Consider the following 25,425-nt stretch of genomic DNA (forward strand, 5'->3'; position numbering starts at 1 on the left):
CCGCGGCGCTCTCGGTGGATTTCTCGCTGGCGGTCAACCGGCGCTCCTCTCGGTGTCGCGGGCACGCAGGCCCGCCTCGCGGACCTGATCATCGATGTCTTGGGCGTGCAGTGCGGCCAGATACCTGTTGTACTCGGCGAGCACCGGGTCGTCGTCGCGGACCGCCTTCGGCCGCTCCGGCAGTAGTCCGGCCGGAATCTCGCGCGGCGCAACGGTTTTCGGGCGAGGCCCGGGCTGGTCGCCGGGGTGCTCGCTCTCCTCGGCCTCGCGTTCGAGCCGGACGAACCGGAAGTAGGCGAACACCGCGAAGCCCGCGAACAACGGCCACTGCAGGGCATACCCCAGATTCTGGCCGGTGCCGCTGGACGATTCGAACCGCTGCCACTGCCACCACGCCAGCGCCAAGCAGCCGAGGGCAGCGACGATCACCAGCGCGATGAGGGCCGGGCGATTGTGTGCCGAGCGGCGGGGTGAAGCGGACACGGCTACTACGGTACCCGTCTACTACGCGGTCCGTAGGAGCAGGTCGGCGGTCGGAATCCGGCCGCGTTACCCGGCCTGCGGAGCAGACCGCGAGGCATGCAGCGACCCGCCCCCGCGCGGGCAGGCGGGTCGCTCGGCTCAGAACTTGTAGGTGACGCCGGTCAGCCGCTCGGATTCTTCCCAGAGCCGCTTCCAGAGTTCCTTGTTCTTGGACAGCCGGCTCGACGGCGACGCCTCCACCGGCCCCTGGGTCTGGAAGAACCGGCGCGGACCCCAGTAGACCTCGGGATCGGCGTCGGGCATGGTGGCGGCGAACAGCGACGAGTGCGCGGCCTTCTTCGGCGGATGCCCGATGAGCGCGACGAACGGCTTGATGATCCGGTCGACCGGGGTCTCGGTCCTGGCGAACAGGTCGGTGGCCGAGACACCGGGGTGCACTGCGTAAGACCGCTTGCTGGAGCCGGACTCGGCGAGCCTGCGCTGGAGTTCCCTGGCGAACATCAGGTTCGACAGTTTGGCCTGTGCGTAGGCGAGATTGCGCTGGTAGCGACGGTTCTCGTAGTTGAGGTCGTCGATCCACAGCTTGGGGGTCTGCTTGTGTGCGATGCTGGCCAGCGTCACCACCCGGTCGCGGATGCGGTCGAGCAGCAGACCGGTCAGCGCGAAGTGGGCGAGGTGGTCGACGCCCCATTGGGTTTCGAAGCCGTCCTTGGTGCGCGAGAACGGCACGTTCATCAGGCCCGCGTTGTTGATCAGCACGTCGATCTCGCCCGATTCGTCGGCGAATTTGCGCACCGACGCCAGGTCGGACAGGTCGAGCTCGGCGACGCGGACGTCGCCGGTGATGCCGTCGGCGACCGCCTCGGCCTTGGCCGCGTTGCGGCAGGCCATGATGACGGTCGCGCCCTTGGCCGCGAGGACCTCGGTGGTCACGGCGCCCAACCCGCCGTTCGCGCCGGTGATCACGAAGGTGCGTCCGGTCTGATCCGGGATTTCAGTAGGTTTCCACGCCATGAAACAACCTTACTCTGGAGTAAGTTTCCGGGGAAGGGGTCCACCCCGGTTTGATGACGAGTGTCTCAGACGGAGGTGATACCTGTCACTCGGCCGGGTGGAAAACCGCCGCGAGAGATCACAGTCGCAAGAGATCACAGCAGTGCCTTCGGTGGATCGCACGCCCCTCGCCACAGATCACATCCCGCGCACCCGAAGTTCACTCAGCGTCCGCTGCCGATTGGTTGCTGGAACACCGCCGCCAGTGTCGTGCCGACCGTTTCCTGCCACACCTGCCAGGTCGCCGGGTCGAGCATCATCGAGCCGACGTCGGTGGTCGTCACCCCGGGTGCGACGGGTTTGCCGACGAAGCGGTCGCGCAGCCACAGCAGGGCGCGCGGCGCGCCGATCGGGTCGAGCGTCAGGTGCTCGCTGAAGTGGTCGCGAACGTATTCGACGCGGGCGTCGGGATCCTGCGCGTAATAGGCGACGAGGTCGTTGACCGGGCCGACGGGAATCAGCCAGTCCGGGTTCGCCTGGAACATGAACATCGGCATGTCCGGCACCGCCTTGCCCATCTTGGTCTTGTCCAGCACCGCGGTGACCGTGGGGTCGGTGAACGGATTCTTGGCGAGCATGCCGATGTTGTCGGCGAACGGGAAGAAGATGGACTGGTAGCTCGCGCAGAGCTGTTCCTTCGCCGCCATCATCAGCTTGCCGAGGCCGTTCATGTTGGTGTCGAGGAAGTTTCGCAGCTCCGGGTATTCCCGCGAGACGCCGAGCGCGCCTGCGAAGATCAGTCCGGCGGAGAGATTGCCGTTGGCCATCTTCAGCGCGGCCGACAGGTCGGCGGGGATGCCGCCCTCGGCGACGCCGACGATATTCAGCTCCGGCGCGTAACTGCGCTTCAGCTCGGCGGCGTGCCCGGTGGCGATGGCGCCGCCGGAGTAGCCCATCAACCCGACCCTGGTCGCGTTCCCGGACAACTCCATCGGGTCGAAGTTGGTCGCGGCGCGGATGCCGTCCAAAGTGATCCGGCCCGCCAACGGCCCTGCGGCATAGGCGGAATCGGGTCCCTGATGATCGGGCACGACCACCGCCCACCCCTGCGCCAGCGCCGCCTGCACCTCCAGGAACTGCGCGGCCACCAGCACCGAGCCGGTGAGGGTGGCCGGGATCGAGCCCATCTGCAGTTGATAGGACGGCATGCAGTAGTTGCCGGTGGAGTCCTCGGCGATCTGATAGGAGAACAGCGGCCGATCGGCGACGTGACCGCGCGGCTTCAGCACCGTGGCCACCGCGGCGATCGGCTCGCCGCGGGTGTTGGTCGACCGATAGGACAGCTGCCACGCGTCGACGTTGACCGGGATCAGCGACAGGTTCGCCACGTGCACCTGGCGGGCCGCGATCAGCTGGCCCGGCGCGAGATCCGCGTAGGTCTGCGGTGCCGGGCGGTAGAACGCCGGATCGAAGCCGGGCGGCATCGGCGGAATCGGGAATTGCAGCGCGGGCTGGACCGGCGGCGTATCGGGCTCCGCGACGGCCTGCCCGGCGAGGGCGAAGGGCAGCCCGGCCGCCACCACGGCGAGGGCCGCGAGCAGCTTCGATGCGTGCTTGCGCGGTGTAACCACAGATCAACCTCTTTGTTGCCCGGGCGCATATGTGAGCCCAATTGGTTTCAAACTGTGGTCGAGTATGCATCGCCATGACGCGGATCACAAACATCGGGTATCGAGACGTGCCTCGCCCAGGGGTCCGTACCCCTGGTGACCGGAGCGAATGCGCAGGTACGCATGGGTCGCGCCGCGCCTCGGATACGGTGGGTGCGTGACCATGGTTGGCAGGCAGTACGGCGGACGCGCCGTCTCGGAGCGCAAGGCCGAACGCCGCGAACGCTTCCTCGACGCGGCGACCCGGATCTTCGCCGAACGCGGCTACGCGAACTGCTCGCTCGCCGACGTCTGCGCCGCCGCGGCACTGTCCAAGCGGCAGTTCTACGAGGAGTTCCAGACCAGGGAAGACGTGCTGGTCGCCGCCTACGACCGCATCCAGGACGACGCGGCCGCGGTGCTGCTCGCGGCGCTGACCGACCTCGATCCGCGCTTCGACATGACCGCGGCGATGACCGCGATGGTCTCGGCCTATCTGGGGTCGATCGGCGCCGACCCGTATCGGGCCAAGGTCGCCTTCATCGAGGTGGTCGGGGTCAGTGACCGGATGGAGCGGCACCGGCGCGAACGGCGGCACGCGTGGGCGCGGCTGCTGGACACCAGATTGGTGCCGACGGTGGCGCCCGGCGCGCGGATCCGCGGCGGAAGTGCCTGGGGCGCAAGCGCGCTGATCGGCGCGATCAACGGCCTGGCCCACGAATGGGTGCTGGCCGACCCGCGCCCTTCGGTGGGGGAGCTGGTGGAGCTGCTGGTGCCGATCGCGCTGTCGCTGCTGGAGGTTCCGGATCAGCGCACGGCGTAGGTTGCCAGCGCCGGGGCCAGCGCGTCGAACGCGATGGTGATGTATTCGGTGAGGGCCGCGGCGATTTCGTCGTTCGACTGACCGTCGAGGGTGCGGCGCATCGTCTCGTCGAACAGCACCCGGTGCACACTGCCCAGTTGGGCTGCCGCCACCCGCGGCGTGATATCCGTTGCGGCCGCACCGGTTTCGGCGGCGAGTGTCGCGGCGAGGGCCCGCTCGCGTTCGTCGTGGAATTCGCGCAGCCGCGCCGTCAGTGCGGGACTGTCGTCGATCATCTTGGCGAACTCCGGTCCGGAGAAGCCGACCACCGGATCGTGTTCGGCCGCGGCTGTCAGGTAGGCGTCGCGCAGCGCCGTCAGCGCGGACTCGCCGGGTTGGCGCTCGCGAACGGTGCGCGCGAGCTGATCGACGAACACCTCCGCCAGGTCGAGGGCCAGGTCCTCCTTGCGCGGGAAGTAGTTGGTCACGGTCATCTTGGCGACCTGTGCGGCCGCCGCGACGTCGGCGATTGTCACCTTGTCGAAGCCGTGCTCGAGGAAGAGCATGGTCGCGTGATGGGAGATGTTCTCCCTGGTCTGCAGCTTTTTTCGGTCCCGGAGGCCCAACGTCTCGGTACTCATGGCACCACCATAGCTGATACCGACCAAAATTTATGCTTGACATATTTTTAGGTCTGTTCTAAGTTTGTGTTCGTTGTCAGAACGAAGGAGCAGCACCTCGATGAACCACGGACTTGTCGAAGCAACCCCGGCCCGCACCAGCTCCACCACCGACCGAAAGGGACCAGCCACCATGGCCGACAAGACCAACGCACAGACCACCATCGACGCCGTGCTCGAGCGCTTCGCACCGACCGGAGCCGCCGGCAAGCGAAACAAGCAGCGCGCCAGTGCTTTCCCCGGCGCCCGGCGGCTCGATCGAAAGGTCCTCTCGCCCAACCGGACCGCCTACCGGGCAGCCCCGCAGCGCCCGCTGCGCATCCCCGGTCGCGGCTGACCAGCCGAGCACTGACCCCTGCCGGTCGTCGGCGCAGCCCAGCGCCGACGACCGGTTCGCTCCCTTCGGAAGGACTCACCCCGTGACCAAGCTCTGCACCGCCCGCCCGGCTCGCGTGTCCGGCACCGTCAGCGAAGACCCGGTCAACGACTACCTGCGGCTCATCGCACGCACCCCGCTGCTCACCGCGACCCAGGAGGTCGAGCTCGCCCAACGCATCGAGGCGGGGGTGCTGGCCGGTCAACGGCTCGCCGACGAGGCCGATCTCGACCCTGCGGAACGCCGTCGGCTGCGCCGCCTCGTCGCCGACGGTCAGCGCGCCAAGGACCACATGGTCGAGGCCAACCTGCGCCTGGTCGTCTCGATCGCCAAGCGCTACCCGACCCCCACCGGCCTGTCGCTGCTCGACCTGGTGCAGGAGGGCACCGTCGGCATGATGCGCGCGGTGGAGAAGTTCGATCACCGCCGCGGGCTGAAGTTCTCCACCTACGCCACCTGGTGGATCAAGCAGGGCATCGGCCGCGCGCTGGCCGACCAGGGCCGCACCATTCGCATTCCGGTCCATGTCGTCGAGGTGCTGAACCGGGTGGTCCGCACCCACCGGGCGCTCACCCAGCAGCTCGGCCGCGCCGTCGGCCCGGACGAACTGGCCATCGAACTCGACATGACACCGGAGAAGGTGCGCGAGGTGCTCGACCATGCGCGCGAACCCATCTCGCTGCACACGCCCGTCGGCGAGGACGACACCGCCGAGCTGGGGCAGCTCATCGCCGACACCGCACCGGACCCGTCCGACGCGGCGCTGGCCGCGGCGGTGCGTGGCCAGCTCGATCAGGTCATGGCCGCACTGAGCGAGCGCGAAGCCGAAGTGATCGCCCTGCGCTACGGTCTGCGCGGTACCGAGCCGAAGACACTCGACGAGATCGGTAAGACCTACGGGGTGTCGCGCGAACGCGCCAGGCAGATCGAGGCCAAAGGCATGGCCAAGCTGCGGCAACCGGCGCGGACCAAGGTGCTGGAGGGGCTGCTCGGCTGAGCCGGGCCGCCACGGTCCGTCGAGTCGCTGCCGTGTCGCTGGACGGACAGGACGGCGGATCAAGACCATACTGAGTCGATGACCGGTGCAGTCGCTGTCGCCGAGAAAGCCCCCGAGCCGATGAGCCGGGCGAAGACCAACATTGTGTTCGCCACGATTGTGCTGGGCATGTTGCTCGCCGCGCTCGATCAGACGATCGTGTCCACCGCGCTGCCGACGATCGTCGCCGACCTCGGCGAGGCGGGGCACATGGCCTGGGTGGTCACGGCCTACCTGCTCGCCGAGGCGGTGGCGACCGCGCTGGCGGGCAAGCTCGGCGATCTGTTCGGCCGCAAGCTGATCTTCCAGCTCAGCGCGTTGATCTTCATCGTCGGTTCGATGATCGCCGGCCTGGCCAACGGGATGACGATGCTGATCATCGCCCGCGGCATCCAGGGCTTCGGCGGCGGCGGACTGATGGTCACCGCGATGGCGCTCATCGCCGACACCATCCCGCTGCGGCAGCGCGGCAAGTACCAGGGCGCGCTCGGTGCCGTTTTCGGGGTCACCACGGTGATCGGGCCGACGCTCGGCGGCTTGTTCACCGACCACGCGAGCTGGCGCTGGTGCTTCTACGTCAACGTGCCGATCGCGATCATCATGATCGTGATGTCGGCTCGCACCATTCCCCGGGTGCGCGCGGTCATCAAGCCGATCATCGACTACGCGGGCATCGGGCTTGTCGCCGTGGCGGTGTCGACGCTCATCCTCGGACTCGAATGGGGTGGGCAGGAGTACCCCTGGGGCTCGTCGATGATCCTCGGGCTGTTCGCGGCCTCGGTGGTGCTGTTCGCGGCGTTCGTGGTGATCGAGCTGCGGGCGAAGGAGCCCATGCTGCCGATGGGACTGTTCCGCAGCAGGGTGTTCACGGTGTGCTCGATCCTGAGCTTCATCTGCGGCTTCGCGATGCTCGGCTCGATCACCTACCTGCCCGCGTATCTGCAGTACGTGGACGGGATTTCGGCGACCATGTCCGGCGTGCGCTCGTTGCCGCTGGTGGTCGGCCTGCTGGTCACCTCGATCCTGTCCGGTCAGGTGGTCGGCAAGACCGGGCACTACCGGTACTTCCCGATCGTCGGCACGCTGGTGATGGCGCTCGGCCTGTACCTGATGTCGACCATGGGCCGCGACACCGGCTTCTGGGAAGAATCGCTGTACATGATGGTGCTCGGACTCGGCATCGGCCTGACCATGCAGGTGCTCACCATCGTCGTACAGAACACCGTGCCCTACGCCCAACTCGGCACCGCGACGTCCGGCGTCACCTTCTTCCGCACCCTCGGAAGTACCTTCGGCACCGCGATTTTCGGCACCCTGTACAGCAACGAGATCGGTCCGAACCTGCGCGAGGGGTTGGCGCAGGCGAAGGTGGTGCCGCCGGAGGTCGCGGCGAATCCGCAGTCGCTGCAGGCGGTGCCCGACGACGTGGCGGCGCCCATCATCGACGCCTACGCGAAGACCATCGACCACGTCTTCCTCTGGGTGGTTCCGGTGGCGCTGGTCGGCTTCGTGGTCGCCTGGTTCCTCAAAGAAGTGCCGCTGCGCGACAGCGCCCGGACCGGTGCGGGTGATGTCGGCGGCGGCTTCTCGGTGCCCGACTCCGCGGACCGGGTGGTGCAGTTGGAGCGGGCCATCGCGGGAACTCTGCGCAAGTCGCACGCCGAGGGGCCGATCGGGACACGCATCCTGGCGGACGCGGGTAGCACGCTGAGCCGCGGCGAGGCCTGGGCGCTCGGCCAGGTCTACCTGCGTGATCGCGTCAAGGGCGGCGCCACCATCGACTCGGTCGCGCGGGCGCACAAGCTGCCCGATGACGTGCTCGAGCCGATCTATCGGCGGGTGGCCGCGAAGGGGTACCTCATCGATGACGGCCGGGAACTGCGGCTGACCGACCAGGGCCAGGCCGAGCTGGACCGGGTGAAGGCGGCGTGGCGCCGGTGGCTCGACAGCACGCTCGACGACTGGAACAACGACGATCCGGCCGATCGCGCGCTCTTCGACCAGGCCCTGGACAACGTCGCCGCCAAGCTGCTCGAGGAAGAGACCGGCGAGCACGAGCCCGCCCGCGCCTGAAAACTTTCGCGTTCGATCGCGCTACCACCTTGCACCACAAATACTCGTGCACGTATATTCGTAGACGAGTAAGGAGGAGCGATGGCCAAGAAGCGCAAGGTGAACAACCTGCTCGCGCTCGCGGTGCTCTCCGTGATGGTCGACCGGCCCAAGCACCGCTACGAGATCGCCCAGACGCTGCGCGACCGCGGCAAAGACCAGGACATGGACATCAAGTGGGGCTCGCTCTACACCGTCGTGCAGAACCTGGCGAAGGTCGGTTTCCTGGAGGTCGTCGGCAGCGAGCGCGACGGTGCCCGGCCGGAGCGGGTGATCTACCGGATCACCGACGCCGGCCGCGCCGAACTCACCGACTGGACCCGGGAACTGCTGGCCGAACCACAACCGGAACCGAGCCGGTTCGTCGCGGGGCTTTCCGTGCTCGCGGTGCTGCCTCCTGACGAGGTCATCGAGTTGCTCGGCCAGCGCATCGAGGCGCTCGGCAGGCTCATCGACTCGGTGCGCCGGGAGCTCGACCACGTCACGACCATCAAGCTGCCTCGCCTGTTCATCATCGAATCCGAATACGGGCTCGCCATGCTGAAAGCCGAAGTCGCCTGGGCCCGTTCGCTGCGCGACGAACTCGTCGACGGCACGTTCCCCGAGGTGGACTGGTGGCGGCAGGTGCACGCCGACGACATCCCGGTGGCGGAAGTCATCGCGTCCGTGGAAAGGGGGATGACCGAACAGGAATCGTCCTGACAACGAGACCAGGCCCGGCGGGGTGCGGCAACACCGCCGCCGAGCCCGATTGAACAGTCTCGAACCGCGCCCGCGTACGCGCACCCGGCTACAAGGCTGGCAACCACAGGATAACTGGGTGCGTTGCGCACGGGTCGGTTCGGGGATTCGAAAAATCCGCAGAACCCGAACTTGGAGACACCCATGTCCGAAACTCGAACCGCACTGGTCATCGGCGGCGGCATCGCCGGACCGGTCGCCGCGACCGCCCTGCTGAAGGCGGGGATCGACGCCCGCGTCTACGAGGCTTATCCCGGCCCGTCCTACAACATCGGCAGCGGGCTCGCGCTCGCCCCCAACGGCATTGCCGCGCTGGACATCATCGGCGTGGGCGACGCCGTGCGCGACATCGCCGTACCGGTGCCGAAGATGGGCCTGTCCATCAACGGCAAGGACATGCACATGCCCGGCCTGTCCGGCCTGCCGCCGCTGCAACTGGTCGACCGCGGCGAACTGCACCAGACGCTGCACGATCACGCGGTCGCCGCCGGTGTGCCCTTCGAATACAACAAGCGCCTCGTCGATGTCGCCGAGACGGAGTCGGGCATCACCGCCCGGTTCACCGACGGCAGCACGGCCACCGCCGACGTGCTGATCGGCGCCGACGGCATCCGATCGACGGTGCGCGGTTTGATCGACCCGCAGGCGCCGGGGCCGGAGTACCTCGGCATGCTCGGCTTCGGTGCGCTGGTCGACTACGACGGCGAGATCCCGGCCGACACCATGACCTTCGCGTTCGGCAAGAAGGCGTACTACCTGTACGGGCCGGGCGGCGACGGTCGGGTGATGTGGGGCGCGAACCTGCCGCACCAGGAGTACCTGTCGCTCACCGCGGCCCGTGCGATCCCGAAATCGCACTGGCTGGACGTCCTGCGCGAGACCTACGCCGAGGACACCCCCGGCGGCGAACTGGCCAGGCGCACCACCGAGGAGCAGCTGGAAGTCACCGGCGCGCTGCACATCATGCCGTCGGTGCCGCACTGGTTCCGCGGCCGGATGGTGCTGGTCGGTGACTCGGTGCACGCGCCGTCCAACAGCTCCGGGCAGGGCGCGTCGCTGGCCATCGAGAGTGCCATCCAGATCGCGCGCTGCCTGCGTGACCTGCCGGTGCCCGCGGCGTTCGCCACCTATGAGCAGCTGCGCCGCGGTCGGGTGGAGGCCGTCGCGGCCCGGGCGGCGAAGGCCAACACCAGCAAGACCCTCGGTCCGGTCGGGCGCAAGATGATGCAGCTGCTTGCTCCGCTGTTCATCAGGATGATGAACCCCGAGAAGTCCATCGGGCCCGAGCAGCGTTACCGGATCGACTGGGCCGCGCCCGCGAATCAGGAATCGGCCGTAGCGGTCTGATTCGCGCGCACCGGGCGGGCTGGTGGTCCGTACTCTTGGAGCACATCAAATCGAGAAGTCTCCGGGGGAACGATGCAACCTGACCACCAGCCTGCCCTGCACCTGACGGGCCTGTGCAAACGTTTCGGCGGTCCGTGGGTCGTCGACAACGTGAGCCTGGCGGTACCGCCGGGCTCCTTCTTCGGCCTGGTCGGCCCCAACGGGGCGGGCAAGACGACGACGCTGTCGATGGCCTGCGGACTGCTGCGGCCCGACAGCGGCCGTGCCGAGATCTTCGGCGCCGACGTGTGGGCCGATCCGGTGCGCGCGAAAACGCTGGCGGGCGTGCTGCCGGACGGGCTCGCGCTACCGGAGCGGCTCACCGGACGGGAATTGCTCACCTACACCGGGCTTCTGCGCGGCATGCCCGAGCGCACCGTGGCCGAGCGCGCCGACGAACTGCTCGCGGTGTTCGAATTGACCGGCGCCGAAGGCACCCTGGTGGTCGACTACTCCGCGGGCATGCGCAAGAAGATCGGCCTCGCGACCGCGCTGCTGCACGCGCCGAAGCTGCTGGTGCTCGACGAGCCGTTCGAGGCGGTGGATCCGGTGTCCGCGAGCACGATTCGCACCATCCTGCAGCGCTTCGTCGCCGCGGGCGGTGCGGTGGTGCTGTCCAGTCACGTGATGGCACTGGTGGAGAACCTGTGCGACCAGGTCGCGGTGATCACCGGTGGCCGGGTGGTCGCGGCGGGCACGCTGGAGCAGGTGCGCGGCGGAGCCACGTTGGAGGAGGCGTTCGTTCGCCTCGTCGGTGGTCGGGTCGGCGGCGAGGACGGGCTGTCGTGGCTGGCGTCCTGATCCGCATGCGCCTGCTGCTCACCAGGCGGGCGCTGACCAACGGCTGGATGGGCTTCACCTTCGTGACCGGCATCCTGGCCGGTACCTGCTGCGCGGTCGGCACGGCGGCGGTGATCGGCTTCGCGGTACGCCACGGCGACGTGGCGCACGGAACAACCATCGCGGCAACGCTGTTCGGGATGTGGACGCTCGGCTGGCTGTGCGGTCCGGTGCTGATCGGCAGCAGCGACGAGACCGTGCAACCGGAGCATCTGCGGCTGCTGCCGATCAGCCATCGCGGACTGGCCGCCGGGCTGCTTGCCGCGGCGTTCGCCGGACCCGCGCCGGTGATCAACCTGATCGCGTTCAGCGGGCTGATCGTGCTCGCGGCGCAATGGGGTTGGGCGGCAACGCTGATCGCGCTGATCGGCGTGCTGCTGCAGCTGGTGTTCGTGGTGCTGCTGTCGCGGGTGGTGCTCGCCTGGGTCGGCGCGGCCATGCGGTCGCGGCGCGGCAAAGATCTGGGTGTACTGCTGGCCGGGTTGGTCGGCCTCGCCTACTACCCGTTGAGCTGGCTGCTCGGGCACGTGAGCGCGCTGCGGGACATGCCGTCCGGTGCCGCGACGGTGCTGCGCTTGGCACCGTCCGGTTGGGCACCCGCCGCCGTCGAAGCTGCGGCGCAAGGGGATTGGCCGATCGCACTGCTTGCGCTGGTCGCGCTGGCCGCGGCGTCGCTCGGGCTGTGGCAAGCGTGGTCGGTGCTGCTGGCCCGGCGCTTGGCCGCGCCGATGAACTCGGTGGCGGGCACCAGCGGCGGCGGTCTGCTCGGCCGGGTGCGGCAGGGCGGACCGGTCGGCGCCGTGCTGGTCAAGGAGCTCCGCACCTGGTGGCGGGACAGCCGCCGCCGGGCCACACTGCTGCCGGTGCTGGTGGTCGGGATCCTGATGCCGGTGTTCCCGGCCGTCCAAGGCGGCGGCGCCGGCGGCGTGCCGTTCGCGGGGGTCACCGCGGCCTTGTTCGCCGTGCTGGCCGCCGCCAATCTCTACGGCTACGACGGCACCGCGCTGTGGCAAACCCTCGTCACCCCCGGCGCGGCCCGCGCGGACGTGCGCGGTCGCCTACTGGCCTTGCTGCTGGTGGTCGGGGTGCCGACGCTGCCGCTCAGCCTGATTCTGCCGGGAGCGCTCGGCCGCTGGGAGACGTATCCGTGGGTGCTCTCGCTGTACGCCGTCGCGCTGGGCGTCGGGGTCTGCTCGGCGCTGCTGCTGTCGGTCATCGCGCCGTACCCGCTGCCGCCGCGCACCGGTAATCCGTTCTCCGGTTCGGGTAATCCGGGGTGCGCGAAGATGCTGATCCAGTTCGCCATGATCCTCGGGCAGATGTTCTCGGTGCTTCCGGTCGTGGTCATCCTGCTGGTCGGCCGCGCGACCGAGCTGAAGGCGGTCGAATGGCTGGCGGTCCCGGTCGGGCTCGGCCTCGGTATCTCGGCGGCCCTGGTCGGTGCCCGTATCGCGGAACGGCGGCTGGCCACGGGCGGGCCGGAGCTACTCGCCGCCGTCCGTCCGAAGTGAGGCAAGGTTCGGTGTAGCAACATCGGCGAGGCAATAGACTGGTCGGGTGGGCGATAGGGATTCCGATGGCAATTTGGATCTGAATCAGTTGCGCACGTTTCTGGCCGTGCACCGGGCGGGGTCGATCACCGCGGGGGCCCGGCTGGTCGGGCTGTCGCAGCCGACGGTGACCGCGCAGTTGCAGGCGCTGGAGAAGCGGCTGGAACAGCGACTGTTCGAGCGGCTGCCGCGCGGTGTCGCGCCGACGGCGGCCGCCGCGGAGTTGGCGGCGCGGATCGCCGAACCGTTGGACGCGTTGAATGCCGTTGCCGGACCGAGTATCGCGGCGGAGTTCGAAGCGCAGCCACCGGTCCGGTTGGCGGGGCCCGCGGAAATGCTTGCGGTGCAGGCGCTTCCGGCGCTGGCGCCGCTGGTGGCCGAGGGAGTCCGGCTGACGGTCACGGCCGGGCTGTCGGAAGATCTGCTGGCCGGGCTGCGCGCCGGTCACCACGACATCGTGGTGTCGACCGTGCGCCCGCGGGGCCGGACGGTGGTCGCCGAGGCGTTGTCCGACGAAGAATTCGTGCTGGTCGCCGCGCCCGCCGTCGCCGCACGAATCGACCTCGCGCGGTTGCGCGCCGAGGGTCCGGCCGCGTTGATCACGGTCCCGCTCGTCAGCTACGCCGCCGACCTGCCGATCCTGCGCCGGTACTGGCGGCACGTCTTCGGCATCCGGCTCACGGGCGAGGCCGCGGTGATCGTCTCGGACCTGCGTGCGGTCGCCGCCGCGGTCGCCGCGGGTGCGGGCGTCAGCGTGCTACCGCGTTATCTGTGTGCGGCTCAACTGGATTCGAACATGCTGGTCACCCTGCTCGACCCGCCCGACCCGCCGATCAACACCGGCTTCCTGGTCCGCCGCCCCGGCACTGTCACCCGCCCGCACGTCGACCTGGTGCACGCCCGCCTGCGCGCCGCCGCCCGCACCCGGTAGTCCCCGGGCCTGTGCCGAAGTCCCTCCGGCGGATCGCCGCAGGAGCTAGCCGCGGGCCGCGCGCGTGCGGAGGATCTCGGCCGTCTGCTCGTCGGCGGGCAGGAACGCTTCCAGGTGCAGTTCGGCGAGGGTGATGTCGGTGGCCGTGGCGAACGAGGTGAGCGTGGTGATCAGCCGCAGCTCACCGTCGTCGCTGCGCAGCCGCAGCGGTACCGCGAAACCGAGATGGTCCGGGCCAGGTTCGGCCTGCGGCAGATAGCCTTCCAGCTCCGCGATCAATGCCTCGAGGGCCGTGTCGGGGCTGCGCGACACGCGGCCACGCAGCGCCTCGATGACATGCCTGCCCCACTCGGGCAGGTTGACCACGCGCCTGGCCAGCCCGTCCGGATGCAGTGCGAGGCGCAGCACATTGATCGGCGGCTCCAGCAGTTCCGGAGCGGCGCCCTCGGTGAGTACCTCGAAGGCGGCGTTGGCGGCGAGCAGGACGCCGCGCGGGCGCACCACCAGTGCGGGGTAGGGCTGGTGACCGTCCAGGATCGTCTTCAGCGCCTCGCGTACCGGACCCAATTCCGGTGTGTCCAGATCGGATTCGGGAAAGGCAGGTGCGTAGCCCGCCGCGAGCAGCAGGCTGTTGCGTTCCCGCAGCGACAACTCCAGCGACTCAGCCAGCCGCACCACCATGGTGCGCCCCGGCCGCGATCGCCCCTGCTCCAGAAAGCTCAGATGCCGCTGCGTGGTGTCCGCCCGGATCGCGAGGTCGAGCTGGCTGACCCGGCGCAGGGTCCGCCAATGCTTCAGCTCACGGGCGAATCCCGGTGCTGCTATTGCCGTTGTCATGTGCACAGTCTTATCCGACGTGGGCTCGCTCGCGATTCCGTGGAGGGTATGAGCAGCAGCTTCGCCACGATTCGGCTATTCCCTGCCGGGAATCGCGCGGTATCGCCGAGACGGCGAAGCTCTGTGCCATGAGCAAGCAACTGAACGACAACGAACTGACCCGCTTCGCCGAGCAGTACGCCGCGCTGTGGAACGAAGCCGACCCCGAGGCCCGACGCAAGCGAATCCGGGAACTGTGGGCACCGACCGGCGCGCAGACCCTGGTCGACCCACCGGTGGAGATGCGGGAAGAGGCTGAGCGGCTGCGGTTCCCGATGCCCGCACTGGAGGTGCGCGGTCACGATGCCATGGACCACAGAGTGACTCGCGCCTACGAGATGTTCATCGCATCGGGCGAGTATGAGTTCGCCGTCGCGGCCCCGGCATTCCGGTTGCCCGCCGGACTCCTCGGGGTGAGCTGGACCATGGTGGCCAAGGCCGACGGTGCGGTCGCCGGTGGCGGCTTCGAGGTCATCGGCCTCGACGACGAGGGCCGGATCCTGTCCGACCACCAGTACATCGAGGGCGTGCGATGAACGGCCGCGACGGCGACCCGTTCGGCAAGGTTGTCGTGCGGATGGCCTGAGCCGCACTCAGGGGCAGGTGCTGAGTTCTCTTGTCATGGCGTCCTTCTCGGCCTGGGTGACCCAGAGCTGGTAGGCCGCTTTGACCTGGATCTGCCTGGTCAGGTAGGCGCAGCGGTAGCCCTTGCTCGGCGGCAGCCAGCTGGCGGCGTCGGAGTCGCTCTTGGACTGGTTGGTCGGGCCGTCGACGGCCTGCAGGTTCAGCGGATCGTTGGCCAGGTCACGGCGCCGCGCCTCGGAAAGCTGTTGCGCGCCTTTCTGCCAGGCGTCCGACAGCGCGATGACGTGGTCGATCTGCACGTCGTCGGAGGTCTTCGGGCCGCGGACGAACTTGATGGTCTTGCCGGTGTACGGGTCGTTCAGGGTGCCGGTGGCGACAACGCAGCGGCTGTTGTCCTTGAAGGTGACCTCGGTGAGATCCCGCTGCAGGATGTCGTTGCGGGTGTCGCACTTGTTGTGGCCACCGGGGACGGACACGTCATCGGTCCAGGCGGGGCCGAATTGTTCACGGGTGTAACCGGTTTTGGGGGCGCGGCCTGCCACCCGGATGGTCTCGAGCAGGGCGAGGGTGTCGCGGCCGGGCATGCTGGCTGGCGCGTCCGCGCAGAGGGTGGAGTTGCACTGCGCGCTTGCCCTGGGGGATTCGACTCGGTTCACGTAGTAGTAGGACACTGCGATGAATGTCGCGATGGCCAGCCCGATCAGAGCGAGCCGCTGAACTGTGAACTTCATCGAGCTTCCTAACGCCAACCACCTGAACTATATCGGGCGCCAACGTATCCGGCGGTGGAGGTCGTGGAAGTGATTGCGGTGTATGACGTTCCGCACAGCCAAGGGGGCTGGATACGGCACCACCCTCGAGTCGCCGTGCCGGCGCCGACTCGAGGGTGGCTGATCACGAGGGAGATCGGCCGTCGCGCGGGGGTGCCGATGGGTGTCCAGTCCATGTTCCGCACCCACCGACACCGCGGGTCCGATGAGGGAGGATCCGCGATGTCGAACCGCGCCGGGCCGACTCGCTCGTGATGATCAGGAGCAACTCGTTGCTACGTATTGAGACAGTAGATAGTGGGGCCTGATCTTGGCAAGCTCATCGCCCTGATTCGGGATTATTCTCAGGTTCATTTCAGGCTGATTGTTAGTTCTACTGGATTCGTACGGATATGACGAGTAATCGCGTGGCACGTCTACGGTGCGGAATCCCCGCGCTGCGGTGACGCGCGTCACTTCGGTGGCGGTCACAGCAGGGTGGATTCCGGTGTCCAAACCGAGTGAAGGCAAGAAGGCCGGACCTTGGAAGGACTGATCATGGCAACCGTCGACGTTCTCGACTCGTTCATCACCTACCGCGACGCGGGCACCGGTGCGGTGCCGGTGGTGTTTCTGCACGGCAACCCCACCTCCTCGCACCTGTGGCGCAACGTGATTCCGCACGTCAGCGACCGAACCCGGGCGCTGGCGCCTGATCTCATCGGCATGGGCGCCTCCGGCAAGCCCGACATCGGCTACCGGTTCGTCGATCACGCCCGCTACCTGGACGCCTGGTTCGACGCGCTCGACTTGGACCAGGTGGTGCTGGTCGGCCACGACTGGGGCGGCGCGCTCGGACTGGACTGGGCCGCCCGCCATCCGGGGCGGGTGCGCGGCATCGCGCTGATCGAGACCTTCCTGCGGCCGATGCGCTGGGCCGACATGCCGCCACTCGGCGCCGAGCTGTTCCGGAAGTTCCGCAGCGCCGAGGGGGAGCGAATGGTGTTGCAGGAGAATATGTTCATCGAGTTCAACCTGCCCAAGGGTGTCGCGGAGCTGGCACCCGAGGACCACGACGTCTACCGCGCGCCTTACCCGACGCCGGAATCCCGTAAGCCGCTGCTGGTCTGGCCGCGGGAGTTTCCGCTGGACGGGGAGCCCGCGGACGTGGTGGCGATCGTGCGCAAGTACGGGGAGTGGGCGGCGCGCACGCCCGAGGTGCCGAAGCTGGTGCTCGGTCTGGCGAACGGGGTCGGACTCGGTGCGCCCGAGGCGATCCAGTGGGCCGCAGCCACCTTCGCCGGCGCCGAGGTCGCGTCGATCGGCCCGGCCGGCCATCACGCTCCCGAAGATCGGCCGGACGAGATCGGCGCGGCGGTGGCCGAGTGGCTGCGGCGGCACGCGCTCGTCGGCACGACCGCCGAGATCGCCTGAGCGGTCCCGCACCGTTCACTCGCGCCGTGCCGCCGTGGCGGCGAACCCGTCGAGAAGGTGGCGCAGGCCGAACTCGAAGAGCCGGTCGATGTCGAACTGGAAGTCGTTGCGCTCGTTGAGCCGTGCGAGCGTGGGAAACTGCCCGCCGGCCAGGAACTGCTCGAACTCCGGCTCGCGGACATCCCACGGTTCGATCGGTGCGCCTGCCCGCCGTAACCCGGCCTCCAACTCCAGGTTCACCGCGATGCCGCGGACGTAGCTGTACAACGAGACGTGGGCGTAGATCACCGCGTCCGGATCGAGGCCGAGGTCGTCGAAGGCGCGCACCGCCCATTCGGTGTGCGCCAACAACTTCGGCGTCGGATCGGGCTGATTCACCCAGATGGCCGCGACGACCCACGGATGCCGGTGGTACATCGCCCATTGCAGGCGGGCGAGCAGCTCCAGGCGTTCCCGCCACCCGGCGGGCGCCGGATCTGGGAACTCGGCTTCACCGAAGGCTGCGTCCGCCATCAGCAGCACCAGTCGATCCTTGCTGCCCACGTGGCGATACAGCGACATGGTCGGCACACCGAGTTCGGTGGCCACGCGGCGCATCGACAGTGCCGCAAGGCCTTCGGCGTCGGCGATGGCCATACCCGCGCGCACCACCAGCTCGGCGGTCAGTTCGGCATCGCGGCTGTGCTCGCGCGCGGGTGCGGCCCTCGGGGTGTCCACCACGGTGCCGACACCCGGCACCACGCGCACCATTCCTTCCTGGCGCAGCACGGCCAGCACCTTGGTGGCGGTGGCGATGGCGACGCCCCAGTCCTTGGTGATCTGCCGTGCCGAGGGCACCCGGTCGCCGGCCCGTAGGTCGCCGGAGGTGATCCGCTGCTGGATCTCCGCCGCGATCCGCAGGTAGGGCGGGGTGGGGTCCGCTGCGTCGGCCGTACTAGTACGCATGGCACGAATGTTAGCCGCACTGCCAGTAGAAACTGCGCTAGTACGCTATGTACAACGTACAGAGCGACATGTACGTTGTACTCCGACAGCTCGAAGCGGAAGTGAGAACCCCCATGACGAATACGAACATCCTGATCTCCGGCGCCGGAGTGGCAGGCCCGGCGCTGGCGTACTGGCTGCGCAGGCACGGCTACACCTCGACGGTGGTGGAGCGGGCCGCGGCACCGCGCCCCGGCGGTTACGCGGTCGACTTCCGGGGTGCGGCGATGACGGTGCTCGAACGGATGGGAATCCTCGATGAGGTGCGCAAGTACAGCACCACCATTCGCGACAGCGAAGTGGTGGACAGCGACGGGCACCACCTCGTGACCATGCCGTCGGCGATCTTCGCCGGTGAACTGGAGGTGCTCAAGAGCGACCTGACCGACATCCTCTACGCCCTGACCGAGAACGAGACCGAGTACCTCTTCGACAACTCGATCACCGCGCTCGACGAGGACGCCGACGGCGTGCTCGTCCATTTCGAACGCGGCGGGCCGCGCCGGTTCGATCTGGTGGTCGGCGCGGACGGGATGTACTCGAAGGTGCGCGCCCTCGCCTTCGGCCCTCACCCGGACTACGTCCACCACCTGGGTGTCTACAACGCCATCTTCACCACCGACAACTTCCTGAACCTCGACTACGAGGGCCGCGCCTGCCAACTCGGCGACGGCAAGTCGGCGAATGTGTTCAGCGCCAGGGACAACACCGAGGCCCGCGCCTCGCTGTACTTCGCCGCGGAGCTGTTCGACTACGACCGGCGCGACCTCGACGCACAGAAGCGCCTCCTCGCGCAACGCTTCGCCGGCGACGGCTGGGAGATGCCGCGCCTGCTGGCGTATCTGGCCGCGTCGTCGGACCTGTACCTGACGCCGGTCGGCCAGGTCCGCATGGACACCTGGTCGAAGGGCCGGATCGTGCTGCTCGGCGACGCCTGCGCCTGCGCGTCGCCGCTGTCCGGTCGCGGCACGTCACAGGCCCTCATCGGTGCATACGTCTTGGCGGGCGAACTGGCCACTGCCGCCGGTGATTACGCGGCCGCGTTCGCCAGCTACGAGAACCAGCTGCGTGACTACGTGAAAACCAACCAGGCAGGCGCCGAGGAAGTGGTCGCCATGCTGTTCGCCGAACCGCCGCCGCAGGAGGTGTTCGACGCGATGGCCGCCAATCCGCCGGAGGCCGACCCCGAACTCGTCACCTTGCGGAACTACTGACATCCGCCCGAGGGCAGCCATCGCTTGCGCCGCAGTCGGGTTCGCCGAAGGATGGCTGGATGGGCACGGAGGCGAAGGGCGAGGCCGAGGAGCGGGTGCTGGTCGAGCGCGCTGTCGCCGGTGACCGCGACGCGCTCGCCGAGGTGGTGCGCCTGCTGCGCGATCCGCTGTACCGGCTCGCGCTGCGGATGGTGTGGCGGCCCGCCGAGGCCGAGGATGCGACACAGGAGATCCTGTTGCGGGTGCTCGGCCATCTCGACACCTGGCGCGCCGAGGCGAAGCTGCTCACCTGGGCCTACCGGGTCGGTGTCAACTATCTGCTGAACCTGAAGAGACAGACCCCGCAGGAAGCGGCGCAGCTGAGCCTGGATGCTTTCCGGGACGGCCTGGCCGACGGGCTCGCCGAGGCGGACTATCGCGGACCGGAAGCGACCCTGCTGGCCGACGAGGTCCGACTCGCCTGCAGTCAGGCCATGCTGCAGTGCCTGGCCCGCGACGAGCGGGTCGCCTTCGTGCTCGGTGACGTCTTCGAACTCAACTCCACCGACGCCGCCTGGGTCCTCGACATCACCCCGGCCGCCTACCGAAAGCGCCTGCAGCGCGCGAAGAAACGCCTCGGCTCATTCCTGACCGCCACCTGCGGCCTGGCCAACCCCGATGCCTTCTGCCGCTGCTCGCGCCGTGTCGGCGCGGCCGTCGCACAGGGCCGGATCGACCCGCACGCGCCGAGCCTGGCCCGGCACCCGATCAGTCCTGGCGGCCGCACCGTCGCACAAGCCGAACAGCAGATGATCCGGTTGCACGACGCGGCCGCCGTCCTCCGCGCGCATCCGGATTACGCTGCGCCGCAAGCGAAGATGGACGCCATCGCCGGACTGCTGCACTCCGGCCGCTTCCCATTGTTGAGCTGACCGCTGACCACGAAGCATCGGTCAGCTGGCCGCAGGGGCGGGCCGTAGCAGTGCGCCGTTCAGTACGCCGCGAGCAGTGCGCACCGCCACCACCGTCCACGCGGCGACCAGCACGGCATACAGGATGACCGCGATGGCGGCGAAAAAGTCTGCGCCGGTGTGGGTATAGAGCACGGTGCTTCCGGTGACACAGGTGCCTAGCGGAAAGGTGAAGCCCCACCAGGTCATGGTGAAGGTCAATTCGCCTGCACGATAGGTCTTTACGGTGACCGCACCCGCCAGTGCCAGCCACAGCATGGCGAACCCCCAGGTGACGAGGCCGAAGATGACCGAGAAGACCAAGAAGCCTTTGGCGTAGAGGTCGGGCAGGGCCGCGGGGGCCGCATTGGCGAGTAGGCCTGCCGCGGTGACGGATTGGCCGAGCGGCCCGAGCACGATCCACAGGGTGGGCGCCATGCCCGCGGCCGGGGTGCCGTGATGCACCAGCCGCGACCAGATCATCGTGATGGTGACCAGCGCGGCGATCAGACTGAGACCGAACATCGCGACACACAGCAGGAACATGGTCATCCGCAACTGCCCCGCTGGGGTGCGCGGGATGAGCAGGGCACCCATCGCGGCGGACACCATCGGCGGGACCACCGGCATCAGCCAGCCACCGAACGCGGCGTCGGCGCCGACGCGGTGCCTGGTGAACATCCGGTACGGGACGGCGAAGGCGGTCAGCAGGCCGAGCGCGGTGCCCGCGATCCACAGCACCCAGTCGATCGCCACCGCGGCCGGCATCCCGATCACGTCGGAACCGAGCAGCAAGGTGCCGCCGCCGACGGTCAGCATGGCCATCGGCGGGGCGCCGAAGAACTGCGACATCACCGGGTGGTTGCGATGGTCGCGGGCGGTGTCGGGGAAGTGCACCCAGTGTGCGACCCACGCGACGCTCACCGCCACCAGCAATGCGGCGGCCAGCGCCCACCCGACGGTCGCCGCGCCGCGCAATCCGGGGAACTGCCACGGCAGCGTGGCCGCGGCGGTGGCGACGATGCCCGTGCCCATCACCGCGGCGAACCAGTTGGGGCCGAGGTGGCGCAGCGAGCCGGACCGGTGCCCGCGGTGGTCGAGCTCGCCGACCAGACGCCGAGGTGCGGGGCGGCGGGTCACGGTGGCGGTCATGTCTCCAGCGTCGCCGGATGCCGTCGGGTCGGCTAGCGGGCGTGTGCCTATGTATGCATAGACTCGTTCTATGCCCTTGTCGCCGCGAGTCCCCGACCTGGCCGCGCTCGACCTGCTGCTTTCGGTGATCGAGCTGGGCAGCCTCGGCCGGGCGGCGGCGGCACACGGCATCAGTCAGCCCTCCGCGTCCTCGCGCATCCGGTACCTGGAGCGGCTCGTCGGCCTACCGGTGCTGGAGCGCACCACGCTCGGCTCCCGGGCGACTCCCGCCGGTTCGCTGATCGCGGAGTGGGCCCGCGGGGTGATCCACGCGGCCGAGCAACTCGACGCCGGAATCGACACGCTGCGCGCCGAACGCGACTCGCACCTGCGGGTCGCGGCCAGCCAGACGATCGCCGAGTACCTCTTCCCGGCCTGGTTGATGAAGCTGCGGGCCACCGCGCCGGGCACCGCGATCGCCTTGGAGTCGGGCAACTCCGTCGAGGTCGCCGAGCAGGTCCTCGAGCACAAGGCGGCCATCGGTTTCATCGAAAGCCCGCAGAGATTCCGCGGTCTGGAGTCCCACGTCGTCGCGCACGACCGCCTGGTCGTCGTGGTGGCGCCCGCGCACCGCTGGGCCAGACGCGGCTCGGTCGGCCGCGCCGAACTCGCCGAAACCCCGCTGATCCAACGGGAATCCGGCTCGGGCACCCGAAACTGGTTCGAGCACGCGATGTCTCGCGAACTCCCCGGCTGGCGGCCCGAGGTCGCGCTGGAGCTGTCCTCCACCACCGCCATCAAGACCGCGGTCGCCTCGGGCGCGGGCCCGGCCGTGCTGAGCTCCCTGGCCGTGGCAGCCGAGATCGCCGCGGGCACCCTGGTATCCCCGAAGGTCACCGGCGTGGCACTGGAGCGCACCCTGCGCGCCGTGTGGCCGACGGGGCAGCGGCCGATCGGTCCGGCCCGCGACCTCTACACGATCGCCCGCGCCACCGTCGGGTAGCGCCTACGCGCTGTCGGCGGGCTGGGCCGTCGGCGGAACGCCGGTGTCCAGGAAGCGAATCAGGCGATCGATGCGGGCGGTGTGGTCGACGCAGCGTTCGAGGTGGTTGGCGAGCAGGGCGATGGTGATGGCGGCGGTGGTCGACTGCTCGGGCCCTGGGGCGGCGAGGGCCGAATGTAGCTGCTTGTGCAGCAGTTCCATGGCGTGCAGGCCGGGGTCCTGCTCGGCCGGCGGTTCCTGGTGCCCGGTGGCGACGGCCTGACCGCTGAGCGCGGTGCGGGTCGCGGCGAGCGTGCCCATGGCGGCCAGAATGTCGAGGATCGGTTGCGGCGCAACATGTCCGGGATGGCTTTGATAGACCTGATCGGCGACCCGGCTGAACAGCGCGCCGATCCCGGACAACTCGGTCGCGATCTGGATGGCGGTGACCACGTGGCGCAGGTCGCGGGCGACCGGCGCCTGCAACGCGAGCAGCACCACCGTCCGCGCCTCGCAGGCTCCGTACATCGTCTGTAGTCGCTCATCGAGTGCGAAAACCTCATACGTGGCGGTGAGGTCGGCACCGACCAATGCGTCGGTCACCCGCTCGGCCGCGTCATGGGTAAGCCTGCACATCAACGTCAAATCATTGGTCAACGCGACTAGCTCGCGAGTGAACTGGGTGCGCACGGGCAAATTCTCGCCCATAACCGCGCGGCCGGTCGCATTAATCCCCACCTGGCCATGAATTGACGGTGCAGATGATGCCAACGCGCCGTTATCTGGTCGAGAATAGGCAGGGCACTTGACCGCGACGGGCAGGATTGTGGTGTGAAGCGCGATGTCTCAGCTCAGCTCGAGGTGGCGATCACCGCGCCGACCACTCTCGAATTCCAGATCGCCGTCGCCCGCCAGCCGAACCTGGATCTGACCGAGTCGCTGGTGTTCGAACTGGACGGCTGGGCCGTCACGCCCTGGGAGATCCTCGGCCCGCACGGCACCCGAATCCACAAATTCTCGGTCGGCCCAGGCACTTTGCGCGCGCACTACCGGGCGACCGTGCTCGGTCACGCGTCACCGGAGCCGACCACCGACTACGACCGCGCGCTCTACCTACGGCCCAGCCGGTTCGCCGAGTCGGACAAGCTGCTCGGCTTCGCCGCCACCGAGTTCGGTTCCGGCACACCGGATGCCCAGCTCGCGGTGCTGGTGTCGCAGTGGGTCGGGCGCCGGATCCGCTACGTCGCGGGCAGCAGCGACCCGATCGACGGCGCGGTGGAGACGCTGCTGTCCGGGGCTGGCGTGTGCCGCGACTTCGCGCACCTGGTCGTGGCGCTGCTACGCGCGGTGAAGGTGCCGGCGCGGGTGGCGTCGGTGTACGCGCCGGGCTGCGCGCCGATGGACTTCCACGCCGTCGCCGAGGCCTACGTCGACGGCGCCTGGCGCGCGCTCGACGCCACCGGCCTGGCGCCACGCTCGACCCTGGTCCGGATCGCCACCGGCCGGGACGCCTCCGATATCGCGTTCCTGGACAACCACGGCGGCGAGATGACGGTGCGCAGCTTGCAGGTCAACGCCGCAGTGGACTGTGTGCTGCCCTTCGACGACACCGTCACCCCGATTGCGGTCTGCTGAGCGCGATCAGGAGATGTTCCTCAGGAACGACACCGCGTTCGCGCTACCCGCCACCACGATGTCGAGCTTGCCGTCGCCGTCGAAGTCGGCGACGACCGGCGTCTGCGGCTGTGCCGTGACGTCGAAATCGCCTGTCTTGCTGATGGTTCCGCCGTTGCCGGCGAAGATCACCATCTTGGAGTTCAGCACCGCCGACATCGCGGCATCCAGCTTCCCGTCCCGATCGAAGTCGCCGGCGGCGATGCTGGTCGGGCCGAGGCCGGAGATGTTCACCCGGTCGGTCTTCTTGAAGTCACCCTGTCCGTCCGACAGCAGCAGGGTGGTGCTGAACGAGAACGAGTCGGCGGTGATCACGTCGTCGATGCCGTCGTTGTCGAAGTCCGCGGCACGGATGTCCTCGGTGATCAAGCCGCTGGTGCTCGCGCCGCGCCGGGTGAAACTGCCGTCGCCGTTACCGGTGAACACGTGCACCTGTTGCAGCACGTCGTTGTTGATCGCGATATCGATCTTGTTGTCCGAGTTGAACTTTCCGACGGTGAACGCGGCGGCGACGCCGGGTATCAAGCTGGTCGCCCCGCCCTCGAGGGTGCCGTCGCCCTTGCCGAGCCAGGTCTTCACGCCCGCGGGCACCAGGCTGAGCACATCGGCCTTGCCGTCGCCGTTGGCGTCCGCGACGATCACTTCCTGTTGTGCGCCTTCGAGTGTCAGGTACTTCTCGGCCGGTCGGAAGGTGCCGTTGCCGTTGTTCAGGAAGGTCGCGACCGTCGTCCATGCTTGGGCGACGACGTCGGGCTTGCCGTCGCCGTTGAGGTCGCCGACGCCTACCGCGCCGAAGCCGTTGCCCGCGTCGCCCACCCTGGTGCCGGTGTTGAACCGGCCGTCGCCTCGGCCGGTCATCAGAATCGGCCCGACCCCTTGGAAATCGGCGGAGACGATATCGGCCTTGCCGTCGCCGTTGAAGTCGGCGGTGACCGTGCCGATCGCCGACGGACCAGGGCCCCACGACGGAAATTGGCCGCCGGACGGCGAATCCACCTTCGGCGCGAAATTGATCGCGCCCGCGGCGTGCGCGGGAGCGGTCAGGACCGAGCCGAGTAGGCCGAACGTCGCGGCCGCGACGAGAATCACGCCGCGCGGGCGAGAGAAGTAAGCGTGCATGAATTGTCCTGGTGTGCGCAGTGGTAAAGCGGGGGACCCGGACTTTATGACGTGCATCACAGTAAGACTGCCGTTATTTCGACAATTCGTCGGATTGCCCACCACGGTGGTATTCGACTGTGGCAGTGTGCCAAGGCTTTCGGTGCTCGCGGGTCGCGCCCCGGTGCTA

At 68.6% G+C, this 25,425-nt stretch carries 25 protein-coding genes; 15 read left to right on the top strand and 10 right to left on the bottom strand.

Annotated features, from left to right (window positions below):
- Positions 1 to 33: 33 nt before the first annotated feature.
- The 3 genes from ACIHA7_RS12935 to ACIHA7_RS12945 all read right to left on the bottom strand — a co-directional run bounded on the left by ACIHA7_RS12935 (position 34) and on the right by ACIHA7_RS12945 (position 3,107).
- A complete protein-coding gene (locus ACIHA7_RS12935) occupies positions 34 to 483 on the bottom strand; it encodes a transcriptional regulator (RefSeq protein ID WP_397288846.1) in 450 nt (149 codons plus the stop codon).
- Between the two features lie 138 nt (positions 484 to 621).
- On the bottom strand, positions 622 to 1,497 hold the full coding sequence (locus tag ACIHA7_RS12940; protein WP_397288848.1) for an oxidoreductase: 876 nt from the start codon (positions 1,495 to 1,497) through the stop codon (positions 622 to 624).
- A 203-nt stretch (positions 1,498 to 1,700) separates the two neighbouring features.
- On the bottom strand, positions 1,701 to 3,107 hold the full coding sequence (locus ACIHA7_RS12945; protein ID WP_397288850.1) for a lipase family protein: 1,407 nt from the start codon (positions 3,105 to 3,107) through the stop codon (positions 1,701 to 1,703).
- Between the two features lie 202 nt (positions 3,108 to 3,309).
- Here ACIHA7_RS12945 and ACIHA7_RS12950 point away from each other — a divergent pair, with 202 nt between their 5' ends.
- Positions 3,310 to 3,948, top strand: coding sequence for a TetR/AcrR family transcriptional regulator (locus tag ACIHA7_RS12950; protein ID WP_397290736.1), 639 nt, complete (start codon positions 3,310 to 3,312; stop codon positions 3,946 to 3,948).
- Here ACIHA7_RS12950 and ACIHA7_RS12955 read toward each other — a convergent pair.
- Positions 3,933 to 4,568, bottom strand: coding sequence for a TetR/AcrR family transcriptional regulator (locus ACIHA7_RS12955; RefSeq protein ID WP_397288852.1), 636 nt, complete (start codon positions 4,566 to 4,568; stop codon positions 3,933 to 3,935). The two genes, ACIHA7_RS12950 and ACIHA7_RS12955, sit on opposite strands and share 16 nt — an antisense overlap.
- A 100-nt stretch (positions 4,569 to 4,668) precedes the next feature.
- Here ACIHA7_RS12955 and ACIHA7_RS12960 point away from each other — a divergent pair, with 100 nt between their 5' ends.
- The 8 genes from ACIHA7_RS12960 (at position 4,669) to ACIHA7_RS12995 (ending at position 13,579) form a co-directional block, all read left to right on the top strand.
- Entirely contained in the window at positions 4,669 to 4,944 is a 276-nt protein-coding gene (locus tag ACIHA7_RS12960; RefSeq protein ID WP_397288854.1) for a hypothetical protein, read from the top strand.
- Positions 4,945 to 5,026: 82 nt separating this feature from the next.
- Positions 5,027 to 5,980: a sigma-70 family RNA polymerase sigma factor gene (locus tag ACIHA7_RS12965; protein WP_397288856.1), complete on the top strand. Its 954-nt coding sequence runs from the start codon at positions 5,027 to 5,029 to the stop codon at positions 5,978 to 5,980.
- 78 nt (positions 5,981 to 6,058) lie between these two features.
- Positions 6,059 to 8,092, top strand: coding sequence for a DHA2 family efflux MFS transporter permease subunit (locus tag ACIHA7_RS12970; RefSeq protein ID WP_397288858.1), 2,034 nt, complete (start codon positions 6,059 to 6,061; stop codon positions 8,090 to 8,092).
- Positions 8,093 to 8,173: 81 nt separating this feature from the next.
- Positions 8,174 to 8,833, top strand: a complete 660-nt coding sequence (locus tag ACIHA7_RS12975) for a PadR family transcriptional regulator (protein ID WP_397288860.1) — start codon at positions 8,174 to 8,176, stop codon at positions 8,831 to 8,833.
- A 183-nt stretch (positions 8,834 to 9,016) separates the two neighbouring features.
- Positions 9,017 to 10,219 carry an FAD-dependent oxidoreductase gene (locus ACIHA7_RS12980; protein WP_397288862.1) on the top strand — a complete coding sequence of 401 codons (1,203 nt, stop codon included), beginning with the start codon at positions 9,017 to 9,019 and terminating at the stop codon, positions 10,217 to 10,219.
- A gap of 72 nt (positions 10,220 to 10,291) precedes the next feature.
- Positions 10,292 to 11,059 carry an ABC transporter ATP-binding protein gene (locus tag ACIHA7_RS12985; protein WP_397288864.1) on the top strand — a complete coding sequence of 256 codons (768 nt, stop codon included), beginning with the start codon at positions 10,292 to 10,294 and terminating at the stop codon, positions 11,057 to 11,059.
- A complete protein-coding gene (locus ACIHA7_RS12990; RefSeq protein ID WP_397288866.1) occupies positions 11,044 to 12,609 on the top strand; it encodes a hypothetical protein in 1,566 nt (521 codons plus the stop codon). Before ACIHA7_RS12985 ends, ACIHA7_RS12990 begins: the two co-directional genes overlap by 16 nt.
- A gap of 46 nt (positions 12,610 to 12,655) precedes the next feature.
- A complete protein-coding gene (locus ACIHA7_RS12995; protein ID WP_397288868.1) occupies positions 12,656 to 13,579 on the top strand; it encodes a LysR family transcriptional regulator in 924 nt (307 codons plus the stop codon).
- A gap of 45 nt (positions 13,580 to 13,624) precedes the next feature.
- On the opposite strand, the gene ACIHA7_RS13000 is transcribed toward ACIHA7_RS12995, so the two are convergent.
- Positions 13,625 to 14,416, bottom strand: coding sequence for a helix-turn-helix domain-containing protein (locus ACIHA7_RS13000; RefSeq protein WP_397288870.1), 792 nt, complete (start codon positions 14,414 to 14,416; stop codon positions 13,625 to 13,627).
- A 128-nt stretch (positions 14,417 to 14,544) separates the two neighbouring features.
- Here ACIHA7_RS13000 and ACIHA7_RS13005 point away from each other — a divergent pair, with 128 nt between their 5' ends.
- Complete coding sequence (locus ACIHA7_RS13005) at positions 14,545 to 14,991, top strand: hypothetical protein (RefSeq protein ID WP_397288872.1); 447 nt, start codon at positions 14,545 to 14,547, stop codon at positions 14,989 to 14,991.
- Between the two features lie 57 nt (positions 14,992 to 15,048).
- Here ACIHA7_RS13005 and ACIHA7_RS13010 read toward each other — a convergent pair whose 3' ends face one another.
- The gene (locus ACIHA7_RS13010; RefSeq protein ID WP_397288874.1) at positions 15,049 to 15,771 is read right to left on the bottom strand and encodes an HNH endonuclease family protein; all 723 of its coding nucleotides are present in this window, start codon (positions 15,769 to 15,771) and stop codon (positions 15,049 to 15,051) included.
- A gap of 576 nt (positions 15,772 to 16,347) precedes the next feature.
- On the opposite strand from ACIHA7_RS13010, the gene ACIHA7_RS13015 reads away from it, so the two are divergent.
- Positions 16,348 to 17,223, top strand: a complete 876-nt coding sequence (locus tag ACIHA7_RS13015) for a haloalkane dehalogenase (protein WP_397288876.1) — start codon at positions 16,348 to 16,350, stop codon at positions 17,221 to 17,223.
- 15 nt (positions 17,224 to 17,238) lie between these two features.
- On the opposite strand, the gene ACIHA7_RS13020 is transcribed toward ACIHA7_RS13015, so the two are convergent.
- Positions 17,239 to 18,168 (bottom strand): TetR/AcrR family transcriptional regulator C-terminal domain-containing protein, encoded by a 930-nt coding sequence (locus tag ACIHA7_RS13020; protein WP_397288878.1) that lies wholly within the window; start codon positions 18,166 to 18,168, stop codon positions 17,239 to 17,241.
- Positions 18,169 to 18,281: 113 nt separating this feature from the next.
- Here ACIHA7_RS13020 and ACIHA7_RS13025 point away from each other — a divergent pair, with 113 nt between their 5' ends.
- Positions 18,282 to 19,421, top strand: a complete 1,140-nt coding sequence (locus ACIHA7_RS13025; RefSeq protein WP_397288880.1) for an FAD-dependent monooxygenase — start codon at positions 18,282 to 18,284, stop codon at positions 19,419 to 19,421.
- Positions 19,422 to 19,480: 59 nt separating this feature from the next.
- Positions 19,481 to 20,332, top strand: coding sequence for an RNA polymerase sigma factor (locus ACIHA7_RS13030; protein WP_397288882.1), 852 nt, complete (start codon positions 19,481 to 19,483; stop codon positions 20,330 to 20,332).
- A gap of 21 nt (positions 20,333 to 20,353) precedes the next feature.
- Here ACIHA7_RS13030 and ACIHA7_RS13035 read toward each other — a convergent pair whose 3' ends face one another.
- Positions 20,354 to 21,502, bottom strand: coding sequence for a TDT family transporter (locus ACIHA7_RS13035; protein WP_397288884.1), 1,149 nt, complete (start codon positions 21,500 to 21,502; stop codon positions 20,354 to 20,356).
- 70 nt (positions 21,503 to 21,572) lie between these two features.
- On the opposite strand from ACIHA7_RS13035, the gene ACIHA7_RS13040 reads away from it, so the two are divergent.
- Positions 21,573 to 22,484 (top strand): LysR family transcriptional regulator, encoded by a 912-nt coding sequence (locus tag ACIHA7_RS13040; protein WP_397288886.1) that lies wholly within the window; start codon positions 21,573 to 21,575, stop codon positions 22,482 to 22,484.
- A gap of 3 nt (positions 22,485 to 22,487) precedes the next feature.
- On the opposite strand, the gene ACIHA7_RS13045 is transcribed toward ACIHA7_RS13040, so the two are convergent.
- Positions 22,488 to 23,153 carry a phosphate signaling complex PhoU family protein gene (locus ACIHA7_RS13045; protein WP_397288888.1) on the bottom strand — a complete coding sequence of 222 codons (666 nt, stop codon included), beginning with the start codon at positions 23,151 to 23,153 and terminating at the stop codon, positions 22,488 to 22,490.
- Between the two features lie 141 nt (positions 23,154 to 23,294).
- Between ACIHA7_RS13045 and ACIHA7_RS13050 the strand changes: the two genes are divergently transcribed.
- Positions 23,295 to 24,098 (top strand): transglutaminase family protein, encoded by an 804-nt coding sequence (locus ACIHA7_RS13050; RefSeq protein WP_397288889.1) that lies wholly within the window; start codon positions 23,295 to 23,297, stop codon positions 24,096 to 24,098.
- Between the two features lie 6 nt (positions 24,099 to 24,104).
- Here ACIHA7_RS13050 and ACIHA7_RS13055 read toward each other — a convergent pair whose 3' ends face one another.
- Positions 24,105 to 25,256, bottom strand: a complete 1,152-nt coding sequence (locus tag ACIHA7_RS13055; RefSeq protein WP_397288891.1) for an FG-GAP repeat domain-containing protein — start codon at positions 25,254 to 25,256, stop codon at positions 24,105 to 24,107.
- Positions 25,257 to 25,425 lie beyond the last annotated feature (169 nt).

The sequence above is a fragment of the Nocardia sp. NPDC052316 genome, assembly GCF_044547795.1.
Lineage (GTDB): Bacteria > Actinomycetota > Actinomycetes > Mycobacteriales > Mycobacteriaceae > Nocardia.